Below are 16,881 nucleotides of genomic sequence, written 5' to 3'. Positions count from 1 at the left end.
CTTAAGCTACTGTGTTAATAGACTAGATCACATTAAAGTTCTTCATTTTCAGTGAGAACGGAAAAGCCGCGATGACCCTTGGTTTCGCGGCTTTTTTTTGTCAAAATTTTAAATGGGTATCACATCTACCGCAACCTGAAAAGCGTGTTTGCCGGTACTAAAGATGATACCCTTCAAAGGAGAGACATCACCGAAATCGCGGCCCCAGGCAGTCGTGATGTGTCGTTCCTGCGGGACTAAATCGTTGGTCGGGTCGAAATCGCACCAGCCAATGTCAGGCACATAAACTGATACCCAGGCATGTGTCGCATCAGAACCCTGTAGTTTGGTTTTACCCGGTAAAGGCTGTGTTTCCAGATAACCGCTCACGTAGCGGGCGGCAAAGCCCATACTCCGCAGGCAGGCAATGGCGAGGTGTGAAAAATCCTGGCAAACGCCTTTTTTCTCCCGTAATACCGTTTTGAGTGGCGTATGAATGGTTGTAAAACCCGGAACGTAGGTGAACTCAGTATAAATTTTTCGGCATAGCAAGCGCGCACTTTGATAAAATGACTGATTCTCACTGAAACAATCGGCGGCAAATCGGCTGATTTCACTGTCCCACTGAACAAAGGGACTCGGTAGCATATAATCGAGAAGCTCACTTCGTAAAGCTCTATTCGTTCTGAGTTTTTCGCTGACTTCGTTGGGTGTCATAAAAAAATCAGCGGTTATCGACGAATGGGTGTCAACAAGGCTTTTGGCTAAAATGGTGAGCTTATTATGCGGTTTGTAGATCGAGAAGTAATGAAGGGTATTACCAAAGTAATCGGTGCGTGAATACGTCTCGTCGGGAAAAGGCGAAATGGATAACGAAAAATCACGACACGATTGCCGCAATGAACTTTTAGGCATCAAGCAAGCCAACCCGTGATAATTAGTCACGTTTTCACTGTAGTTGTACTGTGTCTTATGAATTAATCTATAATTCATTCTCCAGGTCAATTATTGTTTCGGTAATAGAGTGTTGCGGAGCTGTATGGTTAAAATATTGGTTGGTTATGGAGTCTGATACCGATAAAATGAGCGAGTACACATTAGATAAGATGGTATCTAGTTTTTCGTACGCCTGCGATTTTTCGTTTACGGCTGACACTTCCGATACATCAATCAATTTTATCTGAGTAGATGCTTCCAGAATGGCTTTCCGGGATTTACTTAATCGCGACGATGACTGGGGTAACTGGCTGATATTATGATCCAGTGAGTCTAATAAATAAGCAAGCGAAGCTGGAATCTGCTTGTCCAGCAAAATCATATCCAGCACATATTCCATTTCCAGATTTGTCTTGTAAGTGGCCCGGTAATGCGATAGGGCAAAGTGGTTCATCAAGACAATTTCCATCAGTTCATTTTCAATAAATTGCTCCGTTTTAATACTGAAAATGGACTTTATAATGGTAATCTTCGATAGAATTCGTTCAACTAATTTCCCGGTCTCAAATAGATAATAGCCATTATTTCGGGGAATCGATTCGTTGACGATCCCATAAAATGTGAATAGCTTATTCTGGAGATTCGTCAGGGTATTGTGAATGTCGTTCGGATTCTGATCCGGGCGAATCTGCTGGAGTTTTTCATTGATATTCTCAATAACATCGATGGTCCGCCAGGTTACATTATTCCACCGTTCGCGAACGGCAATCATGGCTCTCAAAAACGACTGGAGCGATGACGTAATGGTGTCGAGCTTTGCCGCGTTGGAAATACTATCCGCAATAATTGGGTATGGATTTATAAAATCCTCTTTGTTTTTGTCTGAAAAGCGCGGTTCAATTTTAATTAATTTCGACAGTGTTTTAAGCTGTATATCGATATGCTGCGTTTTGTTCTGACTGCCAAAATTTCGCTGAAAATTTAACGCATTGAGCGTGAGCATCAGAAAGGTGGTAGCCGTCATACTACGCTCGCTATAGCGGGCAGCCCAGTATAAATTTTCGGCACTCCGACTGGGTAGCGATGTTTGCGATTGCTGATATGAAACCCCCGGAAGTTTGATGCGCTCCCGGATTACTTCGGCTTCGTCCGATACGATCCAGGTATCTTTCGATACACTACCATATTGGTTCGAAAAGGTGAATTTGTCTTTAAGTGCCGAACTCCGGGTCAAGCCGCCTTCCATAACCTGATAGCCATTCGGAGTGGCTGTCAAAAAGGCCCGAATAGCCGCGTAACGGGGCTCAATATGGTCATCAACAAACGTGGGTGTTGTTGAAAAACTCACTTCTTCCTGCGCTACGTATTCGGTTGGATTTTGCAGAATTTGGGCACGGAGTTGCTGCAATTGGTCTTTCGACAGCTCTTTTCCGTAAACCGACCGGAATATCTGTTTCCGATTTGCCTTTTTAATAATGAGGCTGCCCAGATTATCCAACGTTCGTTGGAGTTCTCTGGGTTGCCCGCACCACCAGGTTGCCACGGAAGGCAGGATTAATTCTTCGCGTAAAAAATGGCGGCATAAAGACGGTAAAAACGCATTGAACGCGGTGTTTTCGACCGCACTACTACCCGGCGGATTAATAACCATGACGTTCCCGTTCCGGATTACCTGCAATAAACCCGGTACCCCCAGTTTCGAGTCGATTCGAAGCTCAAGGGGGTCGCACCATTCATCGTCAATACGTCGAATAATAATATCGACCCGTTGCAAACCATCAATGGCTTTGATCCAGACAAAGCCGTTTTTAACAATCAAATCATCTCCCTGAACTAACGTATACCCTAAATAAGACGCCAGATAAGCCTGCTCAAAATACGTCTCGTTATTAGGGCCAGGGGTTAAGTAAACGACGTTTAAAAAATCCGATTTTTCCCGAAATACTTTGAAAATGGATTGCTGAGCCTGCGTAAAAAAAGGAGATAGCCGGCTCACATACATGTCCTTGGCAAGCTCGGGCATGATTTTGGTAAGAATCACCCGATTTTCGAGCGCATAACCCGATCCCGAGGGTGCCTGCGTCCGATTATCGACTACCCACATTCGGCCATCAGGCCCACGAGCCATATCGGCAGCATACATCACCAACTGATGTTGGGTCGGTAATTTTACATCCTGGCAGGGGCGAAAAAAGCCCGTGTTATTGTACACTAATTCGGGAGGAAGAATGCCTTCTTTTAGTAGCGTTCGTTCGCCATAAATATCCCGAAGTATTAAGTCTAGAAGAATGGCACGCTGCTGTAAACCTTTCGAGATAGCACGCCATTCTTTTTGCTCGATCAGAAAAGGGATCAGGTCTAATTTCCAGGGGCTATTTAATCCATTGGTTCCCTGATAAATGTTATAGGTAACCCCGTTTTCGCGAATCTTATTTTTGATTTCCTGGGCCCGGTTTTTCAGTTCCTCATTCCCGACTTTCTCCAGCGAAGAAAATAATTTTTCCCAATGCGGTTTTATCACCCCATTCGGTGCCAATATTTCATCGTATGAATTTAGCTTACTCGTGTATGAGTCAAGTAAACTACGGGTAGATTCTGAAACCATAACTCCTGCTAGATAGGCAACGATACTCGTTTATTTTGCACGCCAAAACTGGCGTAAATCAAGTGTATGCGGATATTCCTGATTGACTAATTCAACCGGGGTATCCATCCGAAGATCTTTCTTGTGTTCGGCCACAAACCGGGAAATGCTCGGCGTAGACTTCACCGTAACGGGAATCTCCTCTTTTTGAGACGGCGTATGTCCAAAGCCCCAGAAACGGCTGGTTCGGCGCGATTCGGCTTCGTAACTGTTGATCGGATACGTATCAAAACTACGACCACCGGGGTGCGATACAAAATAGGTACATCCGCCCAGAATCCGATTATTCCAGGTATCAATCACATCGAATACCAGCGGAGCATCTACACCAATAGTTGGATGAAGAGCGGAGGTCGGGTTCCAGGCTTTGTATCGAATGCCAGATACGTATTCGCCTTTGATGCCTGTGTTGCGGAGGGGTACACGGCAGCCATTACACACCAATACATGGCGACCTTCGACAAAACCACTCACTTTTACCTGGAGCCGCTCCAGCGACGAATCGACAAAACGGGCGGTTCCGGTATTCGATAACTCTTCGCCCAGCACGTGCCAGGGCTCGATACCGAGACGCAGCTCCATCTGGATATTATCCATAACGATAGTGCCGTGACGCGGAAATCTGAACTCAAAAAATGGATCGAACCAGGAAATATCGAATTGATAGCCAGCGTCTTTCAGGTCGTTAACAATATCGACCATATCCAGATAGGCGAAGTGGGGGAGCAGGAAACGATCGTGTAATTCTGTTCCCCAACGCACCAGTTTTTTCTTGTAAGGCTGCTTCCAGAACATCGATACCAGCGCCCGTACCAGCAGCGTCTGCACCATGTTCATATGCTTGTGCGGAGGCATATCAAACGCCCGGAATTCCAGAATACCCAATCGGCCCGTCGATGAATCGGGTGAATACAATTTGTCGATACAGAACTCCGTTCGGTGAGTGTTCCCGGTAATATCGACCAGAAGATTGCGGAAAATACGATCGACCATCCAGAACGGTACTTCCCGATCTTCCGGGATTTGATCGAATGCAATTTCCATTTCGTACAGGCGTTCGTCCCGACCTTCATCAATACGTGGAGCCTGGCTGGTTGGGCCAATAAAAGGTCCGGCAAACAAATAACTGAGTGCGGGATGGTGTTGCCAGTAGGTTAGTAAACTTCGCAATAAATCAGGACGACGGAGGATTGGACTATCTGACGGTTTTGCCCCGCCGATGGTCACATGATTGCCGCCACCCGTACCCGTGTGTCGACCATCGACCATGAATTTCTCCGTACCTAAGCGGGCATAAAATGCTTCTTCATACAAGGCTGTCGTGTTATCGACCAATTCCTGCCAGTTGGCGGCCGGTTGTACATTGACCTCGATAACACCGGGGTCCGGGGAGACGACTAGTTTCTGGATACGATAATCGGAGGGGGGCGTGTAGCCTTCAATCCGAACGGGCATCTGTAACTTTTCAGCAGTGGCTTCTACGGAGGCAATTAAATCCAGATAGTGCTCCAGGTAATCGACAGGTGGCAGAAATACATACAGAATTCCCTCGCGGGCTTCAACACTCAAGGCCGTCCGGATGGTGTCGACCTCGAAAAGTGGCGCTTTTTTCGACTTCTCGCCCTGTTTCTTCCGGACAGGTGCTTTATAGGGCTGCGCTTCAGTGCCATATCGATTCGTAACAACCGATTGGTAATCTTCATACGCTTCTAACTCCGGCAGTTCTTCAAATGAACTCCGTTCGACTGCATCTTTTTTGCGCTCTTCCGATACATCGGGTAACGACGAAAGTGGCAGGCGTAAACCAATGGGGGAGTTGCCGGGTATCAGAAAACAGTTTTTACGACGGAATTGCCAGAGGCAGCTCACCCAACCATTGGTATTTGCATTCCACTCTATCGGTAGGGTAAAACCGGCTGGATTATTGAGCCCGCGTTCCAGAATACCAGCCAGCGTTCGGCGTTCGATCGAGTCGCTTAGATCGAAGGCGAGCGGATCGAGATTAACGGGTAGTTTGTCTTCTTCCAGTGCCCAATAAATTGGGTCTTCGTAGGCCGGAACAATATTGTCGGTGTTCAGCCCCAGATATTTGGTTAATTCAGTTGTGAAAATTTCGGCCTCTTTGTGCGTATACGACGTTTGGCTTTCCTTCGTAATCAGATCATCATTGTTCCAGATTGGCAACCCATCTTTCCGCCAGTACAGCGCATATTGCCAGCGCGGAAACAGCTCACCCGGATACCATTTCCCTTGACCGAAATGCAGCAATCCACCATGCGCAAACCGGTTTTTCAGCCGCAGCGCCAGATTATAGGAGAGCTTGCGTTTGAGAGGCCCGTCGGCGGCTGAATTCCACTCGGGCGATTCACTATCATCGATAGATACGAAGGTAGGTTCGCCCCCCATCGTCATGCGAACGTCACCCGCTTGCAAATCTTTTTCTACATCATGACCAACTTTCAGAATCTGCTGCCATTGCTCTTCGGTATACGGTTTAGTAACTCTCGGATCTTCGAAAATCCGGAAAACCTGATTTTCGTAGTCAAACGAAACTTCGGCTATATCAGTTGCGCCCGTAACCGGAGCTGCGCTTTTGTAATGTGGAGTACAACAAAGAGGAATGTGCCCTTCATCGGCAAATAATCCCGACGTTGGATCGAGGCCAATCCAGCCCGCTCCCGGCACGTAAGCTTCGACCCAGGCGTGTAAATCCGTGAAATCCTCCTCTGGACCCGAAGGACCATCCAATGATTTTACATCGGGTTTTAGCTGTACCAGGTAACCAGATACAAAGCGGGAAGCAATCCCCAAATGTCGGAGAATCTGGACCAGCAACCAGGCCGAATCGCGGCAGGAGCCACTTAATATACTCAGTGACTCCTCGCAGGATTGAACACCCGGCTCCATACGAATGTTGTACCCGAGGGTTTGATTAAGCCGCTGATTGAGATGAACCAGATAATCAACCGTTTTTATCGGATCGTCAATTCTATTTTTCGCAATCCATTCATTTAATAAGGGGCCGTTTTCCCGAATTTCCAGATAAGGACTCAGCTCAGAAAGTAAGTGCTCGTCGTAACTGAAGGGGAACGTTTCGGCGTATTCCTCAATGAAAAAATCGAAAGGGTTAATGACTTCCAGGCGAGCCAGTACCTCTACTTCAATTCGTAAGGTTTTCGTTTTTTCGGGAAAGACGACCCTGGCCTGGTAATTCCCAAACGGGTCTTGTTGCCAATTGATAAAGTGGTTTTCGGGAAATATTTTGAAGGTATACCCGTCGATTGGTGTACGTGAATGCGGGGCAGGGCGAAGCCGGAATATATGCGGAGAAAGCCCGACCAATCGATCGAAATTATAGGCTGTCTTGTGTGATATTGCAACTTTTATAGCCATAAAACAGGAACCGTATGAATGAATGAGGTGGGTATTACTAGAGAAGGTAAAATTATGGCGATCTTGGATTTTACCAATTGAATTCTTATTTTTTATTAGATAAGGCAAAATATTCTTTGCAATAGTGCAATTTTTTCCGATATTTTAATAATTGTTGCTTCACGTTGAAGTTTGATGATAGCGATGATGCTATTCGCAGACCAGACAGATTTCTATCTCATAATTAAGCTTCAAAAGGGAGTTTGTTTTTTTGAGCATCGGCGTCGTATTCGCCCGCTATAGGACGTTGGTAGTGACTTTTCGAGAAATTAAAATGCTGTATTTCCATGACCAATCAAGTGGATTGAGCCAACAACTTGATTGGTCCTGTAGTTATAGTACAGGCTAACAGGCCTTTACTCACGTTAAATGAACAGATAGTACTGATGAAAATATATCCATGCCAATGTGGTAATACGTTACACTTTGAAAACTCGTCCTGTGTTGTTTGCCATCGGGAAGTAGGCTGGTGCCCTTCCTGCGAAGGGATCCGGTCGCTCGACGCCGTAGATGCCTATACGTATAGCTGCAATCATTGTCGGGCTCAGGTAACAAAGTGTTTGAACTACCGGAATTATCAGGTTTGTAATCGGTTGGTGGAAGTAAAAACGACCTGGCAGGAAGCCAATGCTTATTGCAAATGCTGTAGCCTGAATCGGGTGGTACCGGATATGAGTGTACCTGGTAATCGGGAGAAATGGTATAACCTCGAAGCGGCTAAACGGCGACTTATTTATACACTGGATTTGTTAAATCTGCCTTACGGGTCGATCTATGACGGATTCCCACTTCCGTTAACTTTTGACTTCAAAGGAGATGTGGTTCAGATAACGCATGCGGGAACAGATGCGATTATTGCCGAAAAAGTATTTACAGGCCACGCTGATGGCACAATAACGATTAATATTGAGGAAGCCGATCCAATAGAACGGGAAAAACTACGGGTGGATTTTGGTGAGGCTCGGCGTACGTTAATTGGTCATTTTCATCATGAAATTGGTCATTACTATTGGCAACTGTTGGTTCAGAATAAGTGCGAAGAGGAATGTAAGGCCGTATTCGGCGATCATACGTCGCTGGGTTATTCGTATGCCATGAACCAATACTACCAGTACGGCCCCAAGCCCGACTGGCCGCTCAGTTATATTAGTGCCTATGCCAGTATGCACCCTTGGGAAGACTTTGCGGAGACATTTCGGGCGTACCTGGAAATGATTACCATTCTGGACACAGCCGACAGTGTTCATTTATTGCTGGAAGCCGAAGAAGCGGTTGATTTCGAAGGTGCTCCTTTCGAAAAAATGCTCCTCAAATACGAGGAGCTGGGCATCAAACTGAATGAAATGAATCGTACGCTGGGCTTGCTGGATATGGTTCCTGAGGTGTTTACCCCAGCAGTGATTCAGAAAATGAAATTTATTCATAAACTGGTGAAGCAGGGGCGTCTGATGAAAAACAACATGCAGCGGCAGGCTGTATTTGCGTAGGTAAAAGCAAAATCGCTAGTTGGTTATCAACTAGCGATTTTGTTTGCCGTCTGGCGCGAGTATTCACTCGTGCCTTCTCATATAGCCAGCATTGGCTGGCATTTCGTCTGTTCATGCGTCAGCGAATGCTGACAAAATTAAAGACACGGGTAAATACCCGCGCCAGCTTATTCCATTGCTAATCGACCGTGCTCAATTTGACGGTATTCGTCTTGCGAGACTGCGTTAACGGCATGCTGAGCGTATTGATGAAAATATCGCCAGATTGCAGCTTACCTTGTCCTATAAGCGTTTGTTTAATGGCTTCAACCGTCTGATCAACCGTCAGGGTTAGATCTGGCTCATAAGGAAGCACTTGTACACCCCAATATAAACCAAGCGTATTCCGTAGCTGAGCGTCGTTAGAGAAAACGTACAGATCCGCTTTGGGGCGGTGGTGCGAAATTCGAACGGCAGTATAACCCGAGTTCGTAATGCCAATAATCGCTTTCGCGTGAGTGTCGCGGGCTAGTCGGCAGGCACTCATAACCACGTTATCATTGAGCACGTTTTCGGTTGGGTGCTCATTCACGTAGGCGTGGTAGCGATAATAAATTTTATCAGTAGTGGCTTCAACCTGTTTGATGGTATTTGCCATGCTTTCAACCGCCAGAATTGGGTATTTACCCGAAGCGGTTTCTGCACTCAACATAACCGCATCAGCACCATCCATTACGGAGTTGGCAATATCGTTGATTTCAGCACGGGTTGGACGAGGAGCATCGATCATGCTTTCGAGCATCTGCGTAGCTACAATAACGGGCTTGCCTGCTTTGTTGCATTTCTCAACCAGCATTTTCTGAATCATCGGCACCTCTTCGGCTGGTAACTCAACCCCGAGGTCACCCCGAGCCACCATTAAGCCATCAGTTGCAGCAACGATCTCGTCGATGTTTTGAATCGCTTCAGGCTTTTCGATTTTCGCAATAACGCGACTCTTTTTGCCCTTCGATTTGATGTATTCCTTAATTTCAAGAATTTCAGACGCTTCCCGTACGAACGACAGCGCAATCCATTCGGCATCGTGTTCGAGGCCAAACTCAAGGTCGGCCCAGTCTTTTTCGGTTACAGCAGGCATCGATACCTTCGTGTTTGGCAGGTTGACGCCTTTTTTCGACTTCATCGGACCACCGTAAACGACTTCGGTAACAACATCGGTGCCTTCCGTACGAAGCACCCGAACCTCCAGTTTCCCATCATCCATCAGGATACGCTCACCTGGATGCACATCGCGGTACATGTCTTTGTAGGGTGTACTAACACGCGTGGCCGAACCTAGTATATCTTCGTTGGTGAAGACCAGTTCCTGACCCGGCACGATCATCACGCCATCTTTGTTCTCAACGTTACCGATACGAATTTTGGGACCTTGTAAATCCTGTAGTACACAGAGATTTAAGTTGTATTCCTCGTTGATTTCGCGAACGCGGGTAAGCCGCTGCAGATGGTCTTCGTGAGTACCGTGGGAGAAGTTCAGTCGGAATACATTTACTCCGGCTTTGGCTAATGCCAGCAATTGTTCTTTGGTTTCGGAAGCCGGGCCAACGGTGGCTACGATCTTGGTTTTCTTTGACATAGGATGGAAAATTGGGCAAAATCGGCCAGAAGCCGGTGCAAAAATAACCGGATGGGCTTATAAACAGTTGTATTCGTGTAAATTTTACGGGAAACCTTACAGGGCTGTCCTTACCAGATAGTTTTGACAAGGTCGCTGTAGAGCGGGAAATTGTGATCCGATGAAATGATGGTCAACCCATCGGCGAGGGCAGTTGCTAGAATCAATCGATCGAATGGGTCACGGTGATTTTCATGAAGCGGTAGCTTCGTGTAGGCTTCAATATGATTGCCAGATATAGGCAGCCATACAAAACCGGATAGTAAAGCTTCTTGTATAATTTGATGAATTGGTCCTTTGATGCCTGAATTTCTCCCAAGTACAGTTTTTATGGCAATTTCATAAAAGTTGATAGGACTTACATAAACCGTGTCGGCTCCCTGGATGAGCGAGCGTGCTGTCTCTGTAAGCTTAGGAGAATTATTGAGGGACCAAATTAACGCTTGCGTATCCAGTAAAACGTTCATTACATATAGTCTTTCAAGTCATCTATTGGGTCGTTAAATTCCTTCGATGACCAGTATGGATCAGTGAATGCTCCTGGTAAACGACCCAGTTGACGTTTGGGCTTTTCCTGGTTTTCGACGGCATCTTCCACAAGCGTCACAATCACTTTGGCGTTTTGGCTTTTTACGGGCAGTTCTTCATCCAGAATAATCTGCCCGTTTTTGTAGGTTCCTGTCACTGTTGCCAACATAGCTGTGCTGTTTTTTAGCAATAACACGAAAAAATTACAAACAATCCACATCAGCCACGATACTCACTTGCCGTAATCCCTTGTCGGTCAGGATGTCGTTGATACGGTCCTGGATGTAGGCTTTTACGGCCTTGATGTTCACTTTATCGCGTTCGATTTTGATGAGAATGTCGAACAGAAACTGGTTCCGAATCCGCTCCACTAACGGCTCTTCTGGACCCAGAATCCGACTACTACCCAGTGCATCGGTCAATTCGGCAGCAAGGCGCTCGGCGGCACGGTGACTGGTGATTTTGTCGGTATGTCGAACGGTGAGTTTAATCAGTCGGCAGAAAGGTGGGTAGTTAAAATCCTGACGTTCCTGAATTTCTTCTTCGTATAAACCCTTATAGTCGTTCTGAATCACTTTTTGCAGAATCGGCTGTTGCGGATTTTGGGTTTGAATCAGGACGGTTCCTTGTCTTCCTGCACGTCGACCAGCCCGACCGCTTACCTGCGTAATCATTTGAAAAGCCCGCTCAGTCGCTCGAAAATCTGGGAAATGAATAAGCCGATCGGCGTCGAAAATACCAACCAGACTAACGTTGTCGAAATCCAACCCTTTGGTAATCATCTGGGTGCCAACGAGAATATCGACCTGGCCCGTTTCAAATTCCTGAATGATCTGCTGATACGCATTTTTGGCGCGTGTCGTGTCTAAATCCATTCGAATCACTTTCGATTCCGGAAAGAAAATCTGGAGCTGATCTTCCAGTTTCTCGGTGCCAAAGCCAATAGTTCGCACTTTCGTAGATCCGCAGGTTGGGCAGGTACGCGGCACCTGATCTTTATGCCCACAGTAGTGGCAGCGTAGTTCGGCGTCGCGCTGGTGGTAGGTCAGGCTTACGGCGCAGTTAGGGCATTCGGCCGTCCAGTCGCAATCCTCGCACTGCATATAGGGCGAGTAACCCCGGCGATTTTGGAACAGAATACTTTGTTCTTTCCGCTCAATGTTGGCTTCGAGTGCCGTATATAAGGCTGATGAAAATTCATTTTTCATCGTTTTCTGCCGTTTTTCCTGTTGAAGATTCACCAGAAGAATATTCGGCAATGTAGCGTTTCCGAATCGCTGGAAAAGCTCTACCAAACCATAGCGTCCTTGCTTAGCCTGAAAGTAGGTTTCGAGTGATGGGGTGGCCGAACCTAACAATACTTTAGCCTGCTGCCAGTGAGCCAGCATAATGGCTACATCGCGGGCATGATAGCGCGGGGCCGGGTCGTGTTGTTTATAACTGGTTTCGTGCTCTTCATCCACGATAATGAGACCCAGATTATCGAAAGGCAAAAAAACGGCCGAACGCACGCCAACCACAAACTGATACTGACCCGATACCACTCCTTTCCAGACTTCCACGCGCTCATTGTCTGAGAACTTGGAGTGATAAATGCCCATTTTATCCCCAAAAACGCGTTGCAGACGGACCACAATCTGCGTGGTCAGGGCAATTTCGGGAAGTAGATAAAGCACCTGCGAGCCACTATCGAGTGCCTGCCGGATAAGATCAATGTAAACTTCCGTTTTACCACTCCCTGTAATACCATGCAGCAGAACAATATTCTGGTTCTCGAACTGCGCCATAATCTGCGACGAAGCCGTTTGCTGGGCATCGGTTAGTTTGATTTCCACCTGCGGAGCGGCATTGTCCGAAAAACGAGGCTGAATTACTTCAAACGTCTCGAATACCTGATTTTTGATGAGCGTTGTCAGCGAAGATTGCGATAGTTCGTCGTCCTGATTGAGGATCGTTTTATCCAATCCTTTCTGATTCAGTTCCGGGCTGCGCTGCATCGGGACATGGCTCAGGTAGCGCATAACTACCTCCTGCTGTTTAGGTAGTTTTTCGAGCCGTTGCAGCAAAACCAGCAGTTGTTCCCGCTCTTCATAATTAGGATGAAGGCGAACCTTACGGATCATTTTCGGGATGTATTTTTCCCGAACCTCTTCAAAAACGATGACTGCTTTTTTACCTACTAATGACTTAATCAGGGCAGGGACATTGGTGCCTTCGCCAGCCAACCGACCAAGTTCTTCATAGGAAAGGGCCGGGTGTTTTTTGAGTTCGGCCAGTAGGGTTCCCTCAAATTCAGTAAGTAGTTCGGGATAGTCGAAATCCGGATTGGCCTGTACTTTGGACTGGCTCGAAATCTTCAAACCCGACGGCAAGGCAACGTTCATTACGTCGCCAATACAGCACATATAATACTCCGCCATCCACCTAAACAACTCCAGTTGATAGCCTGTAACTAACGGATATTCATCCAGCACTTCGCTGATATAACGTGCCTGATAAGCCGTAGGCGGTGAATTATGCAGTTTAGCCACAACAGCCGTAAGCACCCGGCTATTTTTTTTACCAAACGGTACAATAACTCTGGCACCAATTTTGAGCGTGTCGGCCATTCCTCGCGGAACTCTATACGTGAACAATTTTGGTACCGGAATTGGTAAAATTAGGTCAGCGAAGAAAGTTATTTCTTCGCTCTCGAATGACGAAAACAACGTGTTTAACTGGTTTTCCACAGATTTGAGCAGTATGGAGGGTAAATATACGTAGAAAACCGCCAGCCGTCTGGCAAGGGTTTTGTCTGGCAAATGCTTGGCTATTTGATCTGATGAACAATAAGTATCCTTAATAAAGTTAGTTATTTTTTATTGTAACTGGTTTTGTATCAATAGTTTATTAGCTCTCCAGCGTTTAGTACATTCCTTTTTCCAACGAAGATTCTCAATTTATGAAGCAAATTTATGTATCCACCGCTGATCCCTACAGGAAATGGTTAGTCGCTTTATGGGTGCTTGTTGCCTGTATAACAACGGCTAATGCGCAGGTAAAGGGCATTGTTTTTCGTGACTTTGACCTAAATGGAATTCGCTCCGACACACTACCCATTGAAGTAGGTGTAGCCGGAGTTACTGTTCTGGCTTTTGTTGACTTAAGCAAGACACCAATATCGACCACAACCGCTGCTGATGGGTCTTATTCATTTAATAGTACCGACGTGCCAGCGGGTAAGATCGTACGCGTTGAGTTTGCAGGCTTGCCAACTGGCGACTACAACGGGCCTTTTGGAACGGGTAGCGGCACGAGTGTGCAGTTTATAACGGCTCCCTCTACTACGGCAAATCTTGGTATCAATTATCCGGCAGATTATTGCCAACGGACGGGAGTTGGCATAATTACCCCTTGTTATGTGAATGGCAATACGCAGATAACAACCGATAAAGACGGAAATACCGTACCAGAGGATAAGCAATCGGCGAAGGCAGATGCGTTGGTAAGTTTCCCATATAATGCATCTGGGGTAGCAGGCCCAACTAATTTTCCGCCTAATCACCTGGCCACTGCTGGAGAAGTAGGGGCAGTATGGGCACTGGCCTATCAGCGACGGACGAAAAAAGTCTTTAGCGCGTCTGTTGTTAAACGCCATGTAAGTTTTGGACCCGGCGGCCCTGGGGGTATATACATAACTGATATTGCATCTGGTACAACCACAACCTTCATGTCGGTTAGTTCGGTTGGTATTGATGTTGGCGATGATCCACACGCCGATCCACTTGCTAATTTATTTGGTGATAAAACGCAGGCCAGCACCGATCCTGGCTCTATGAGTGCAGCGGGACGAATGAGTTTTGGTGGCATGGATATATCTGAAGATGACAAAACCCTGTATTTTATTAACCTGAAAGACCGGAAGTTATATAGTTTGTTTATCGATTCGCCAGCTGTTGTGCCAACGTCGGCTACTGCTGTAAAATCGTGGTCGGTCCCTAATCCGGGTTGTTCAAACGGCGATTTTCGGCCGTGGGCGCTTAAAGTTTATCACGGGAAAATTTATGTCGGCGTAGTGTGTTCTGCCGAAACGTCGGGGCTACAAAGTGACCTTAAAGCAACGATCTATCAATTCGACCCATCGACATCCGTATTTACAGAAGTACTAGCCTTTCCACTTGATTTTCGGCGTGGCCCGACAGATGTGACTACCGATCCTTTACATCCCGAAAACAGCTGCGCGAAATATGACCACTGGTTGCCCTGGACAGATGCCTGGCCAACGCCTTGTGGATTAGGTGATAACCCTACGTTTGTGATGCATCCTCAACCAATTGTGGCGGATCTGGAATTCGATGATGATGGCTCCATGTTAATCGGTTTTCTGGATCGTTTCGGGCATATGGCTGGTGTTAAGAACCATGATCCGAATGGAAATGGCTTATATGATGGCTTTACTGGTGGTGATTTGCTACGGGCTGCTTATACCAACGGAGCTTTTGCTCTCGAAAGCAATGGGAAATCAGGAAATCTGACGGGCAGTGGAGTTGGTAACAACGAAGGTCCTGGCGGAGGTGAATTTTTTGGTAAAGATTACTGGTACTTCATTGATCATATTGGCCACTCGGAGGTAACAAACGGAGCCTTATCATTTATTCCGGGTTATAGTGAAGTGATCACGACGGCTTTCGACCCTATCGAAAATGTGTACCAGTCGGGCGGCCTAAAAGTGTTTAACACAAAAAACGGCGCTCTGAATCGTAACTATGTTTTATATACGCTTTCGCCAGGTTCGTTTGGAAAAGCATCAGGGCTTGGCGCCAACAAATCCCTTTGCGACCCCGCCACTGTAGAGATTGGTAACCGGGTTTGGTTCGATGATAACCGCGACGGGATTCAGGATGCGTATGAGCCAGGTATCGACGGCATTGTACTGACGCTGCATGATATGGAAAATGGCGGTGCCCTGGTTGGCACGCAGACAACCCATGATGGCGGGCAGTTTTATTTCAATAACACAACTGTACCTGGCGGGCTTCTATACAATCATAAGTATGAGATTCGGATGGACACCCTGCAGTTGCCGAAGTTGGATATAACCTTAAACGGAACGAAACCTTTGGCCGGGGCAGGTGGTCGAGTGGCGGCTCGTGGAGCCAGACAGGGCGCTGCGGTTCCGCAACGTTATTATTCGCTTTCACCGCTTAATCGGTCAAATTATACAGATCCAGATTTACGTGATTCAGATGCTCAGTTAGTTGGTGGATCGGCAGTCATTGCTGTAACCTCGAAAGACGCTGGTCAGAATGATTTTACGAATGATTTGTCGATTTATTCTTGCCCCGAACTAATTGCTGAGAAAGATCCTATTGAGGTATGTGCCGGACTCGCTGTAGATTCCATCGCTGCCCTTGGGAGTCATTTGAGCCGGGTTGATTCAGTTCGGTTTGTATTATTTACGACGCCACAATCGGGTACAGCTATGTATGGAAGCGGGGGTGTTGTGTTGGGTACAGTTATGCCCGATGCCAACAGCCGGGCGGTGTTGTATCATCCGGCAATCAACACGGTGAACAACACGGCTGCTCCTTCACAGCAATATGTCTACGCCATTATTTACCCCACGCCAGAAAACCCATCCTGCCGCCAATCGAGTCCGGTGGTTATAAAGGTTTCCCCATCGTTGTCCGCTTCGGCTACAGGGGGTGAAATCACCTGCACCGTGAAGCAAGTTACCCTGAAAGGGCATGCGCTTTATGGCGACGGTTCGGTTGCCTCTGTTGCTACGTATGCCTGGACTGGTCCCGGTAGCTTTACCAGCGCAGAACAGAACCCAGTCGTATCGGTTGCGGGTACATATACGCTTACGATCAGTAGCCTAGATTGTCCTGGTACGTTGACAACAGTTACGACCAATGTGACGTCAGATACAACCGCACCTACTAACCTGACGGCTGCTGGAGCAGGTCTGGCCTGTGTAAACTGTACGGCAACCTTATATGCGGAGGCACCCGGTGCTACCTTACTATGGTCTGGCCCGAATGGATTTACCAGTACTGAATCTGAACCAGTGGTTAGCGTCCCTGGTGACTATACAGTGACAGCAACAGGCGTAAATGGGTGTAAAGTATCCGCTAGCGTAGAGCTATTGCCTAGTAATAACGACGATCCGTGTATAAATCACGTGCCCGTTTGTGTGCCTATCACAGTTAGGCGAATTCGATAGATACATCGTTAGTATG

The 16,881-nt window shown here is 46.9% G+C and carries 9 protein-coding genes; 2 read left to right on the top strand and 7 right to left on the bottom strand.

The features are described 5' to 3' along the window. Positions 1-108: 108 nt before the first annotated feature. From ACYVGR_RS00645 to ACYVGR_RS00635, 3 genes are read right to left on the bottom strand one after another with little or no spacing between them, the layout of a single operon-like run. Positions 109-972, bottom strand: coding sequence for a transglutaminase family protein (locus tag ACYVGR_RS00645; protein WP_460953068.1), 864 nt, complete (start codon positions 970-972; stop codon positions 109-111). Further along, on the bottom strand, positions 962-3,520 hold the full coding sequence (locus ACYVGR_RS00640) for a circularly permuted type 2 ATP-grasp protein (protein WP_460953067.1): 2,559 nt from the start codon (positions 3,518-3,520) through the stop codon (positions 962-964). Before ACYVGR_RS00640 ends, ACYVGR_RS00645 begins: the two co-directional genes overlap by 11 nt. A 30-nt stretch (positions 3,521-3,550) precedes the next feature. Beyond that, positions 3,551-6,952 (bottom strand): transglutaminase family protein, encoded by a 3,402-nt coding sequence (locus ACYVGR_RS00635; RefSeq protein WP_460953066.1) that lies wholly within the window; start codon positions 6,950-6,952, stop codon positions 3,551-3,553. A 425-nt stretch (positions 6,953-7,377) separates the two neighbouring features. Here ACYVGR_RS00635 and ACYVGR_RS00630 point away from each other — a divergent pair, with 425 nt between their 5' ends. Beyond that, positions 7,378-8,478 carry a zinc-binding metallopeptidase family protein gene (locus tag ACYVGR_RS00630; RefSeq protein WP_460953064.1) on the top strand — a complete coding sequence of 367 codons (1,101 nt, stop codon included), beginning with the start codon at positions 7,378-7,380 and terminating at the stop codon, positions 8,476-8,478. A gap of 178 nt (positions 8,479-8,656) precedes the next feature. Here ACYVGR_RS00630 and pyk read toward each other — a convergent pair whose 3' ends face one another. The 4 genes from pyk to priA form a co-directional block, all read right to left on the bottom strand. Then, positions 8,657-10,093, bottom strand: a complete 1,437-nt coding sequence (gene pyk / locus ACYVGR_RS00625; RefSeq protein ID WP_460953062.1) for a pyruvate kinase — start codon at positions 10,091-10,093, stop codon at positions 8,657-8,659. Between the two features lie 110 nt (positions 10,094-10,203). Continuing rightward, positions 10,204-10,599 (bottom strand): type II toxin-antitoxin system VapC family toxin, encoded by a 396-nt coding sequence (locus ACYVGR_RS00620; RefSeq protein WP_460953060.1) that lies wholly within the window; start codon positions 10,597-10,599, stop codon positions 10,204-10,206. Next, positions 10,599-10,829, bottom strand: coding sequence for a hypothetical protein (locus ACYVGR_RS00615; RefSeq protein ID WP_460953059.1), 231 nt, complete (start codon positions 10,827-10,829; stop codon positions 10,599-10,601). The genes ACYVGR_RS00620 and ACYVGR_RS00615 overlap by 1 nt, the downstream gene beginning before the upstream one ends. Before the next feature lie 34 nt (positions 10,830-10,863). Beyond that, positions 10,864-13,389 carry a replication restart helicase PriA gene (gene priA, locus ACYVGR_RS00610; protein ID WP_460953057.1) on the bottom strand — a complete coding sequence of 842 codons (2,526 nt, stop codon included), beginning with the start codon at positions 13,387-13,389 and terminating at the stop codon, positions 10,864-10,866. Positions 13,390-13,601: 212 nt separating this feature from the next. Here priA and ACYVGR_RS00605 point away from each other — a divergent pair, with 212 nt between their 5' ends. After that, entirely contained in the window at positions 13,602-16,865 is a 3,264-nt protein-coding gene (locus ACYVGR_RS00605; protein WP_460953055.1) for an SdrD B-like domain-containing protein, read from the top strand. Positions 16,866-16,881: the final 16 nt, after the last annotated feature.

The sequence above is a fragment of the Spirosoma litoris genome (assembly GCF_054776755.1).
The sequence above is the reverse complement of the archived record's forward strand: the minus strand, read 5'-3'. Positions and strand labels throughout refer to the sequence as shown.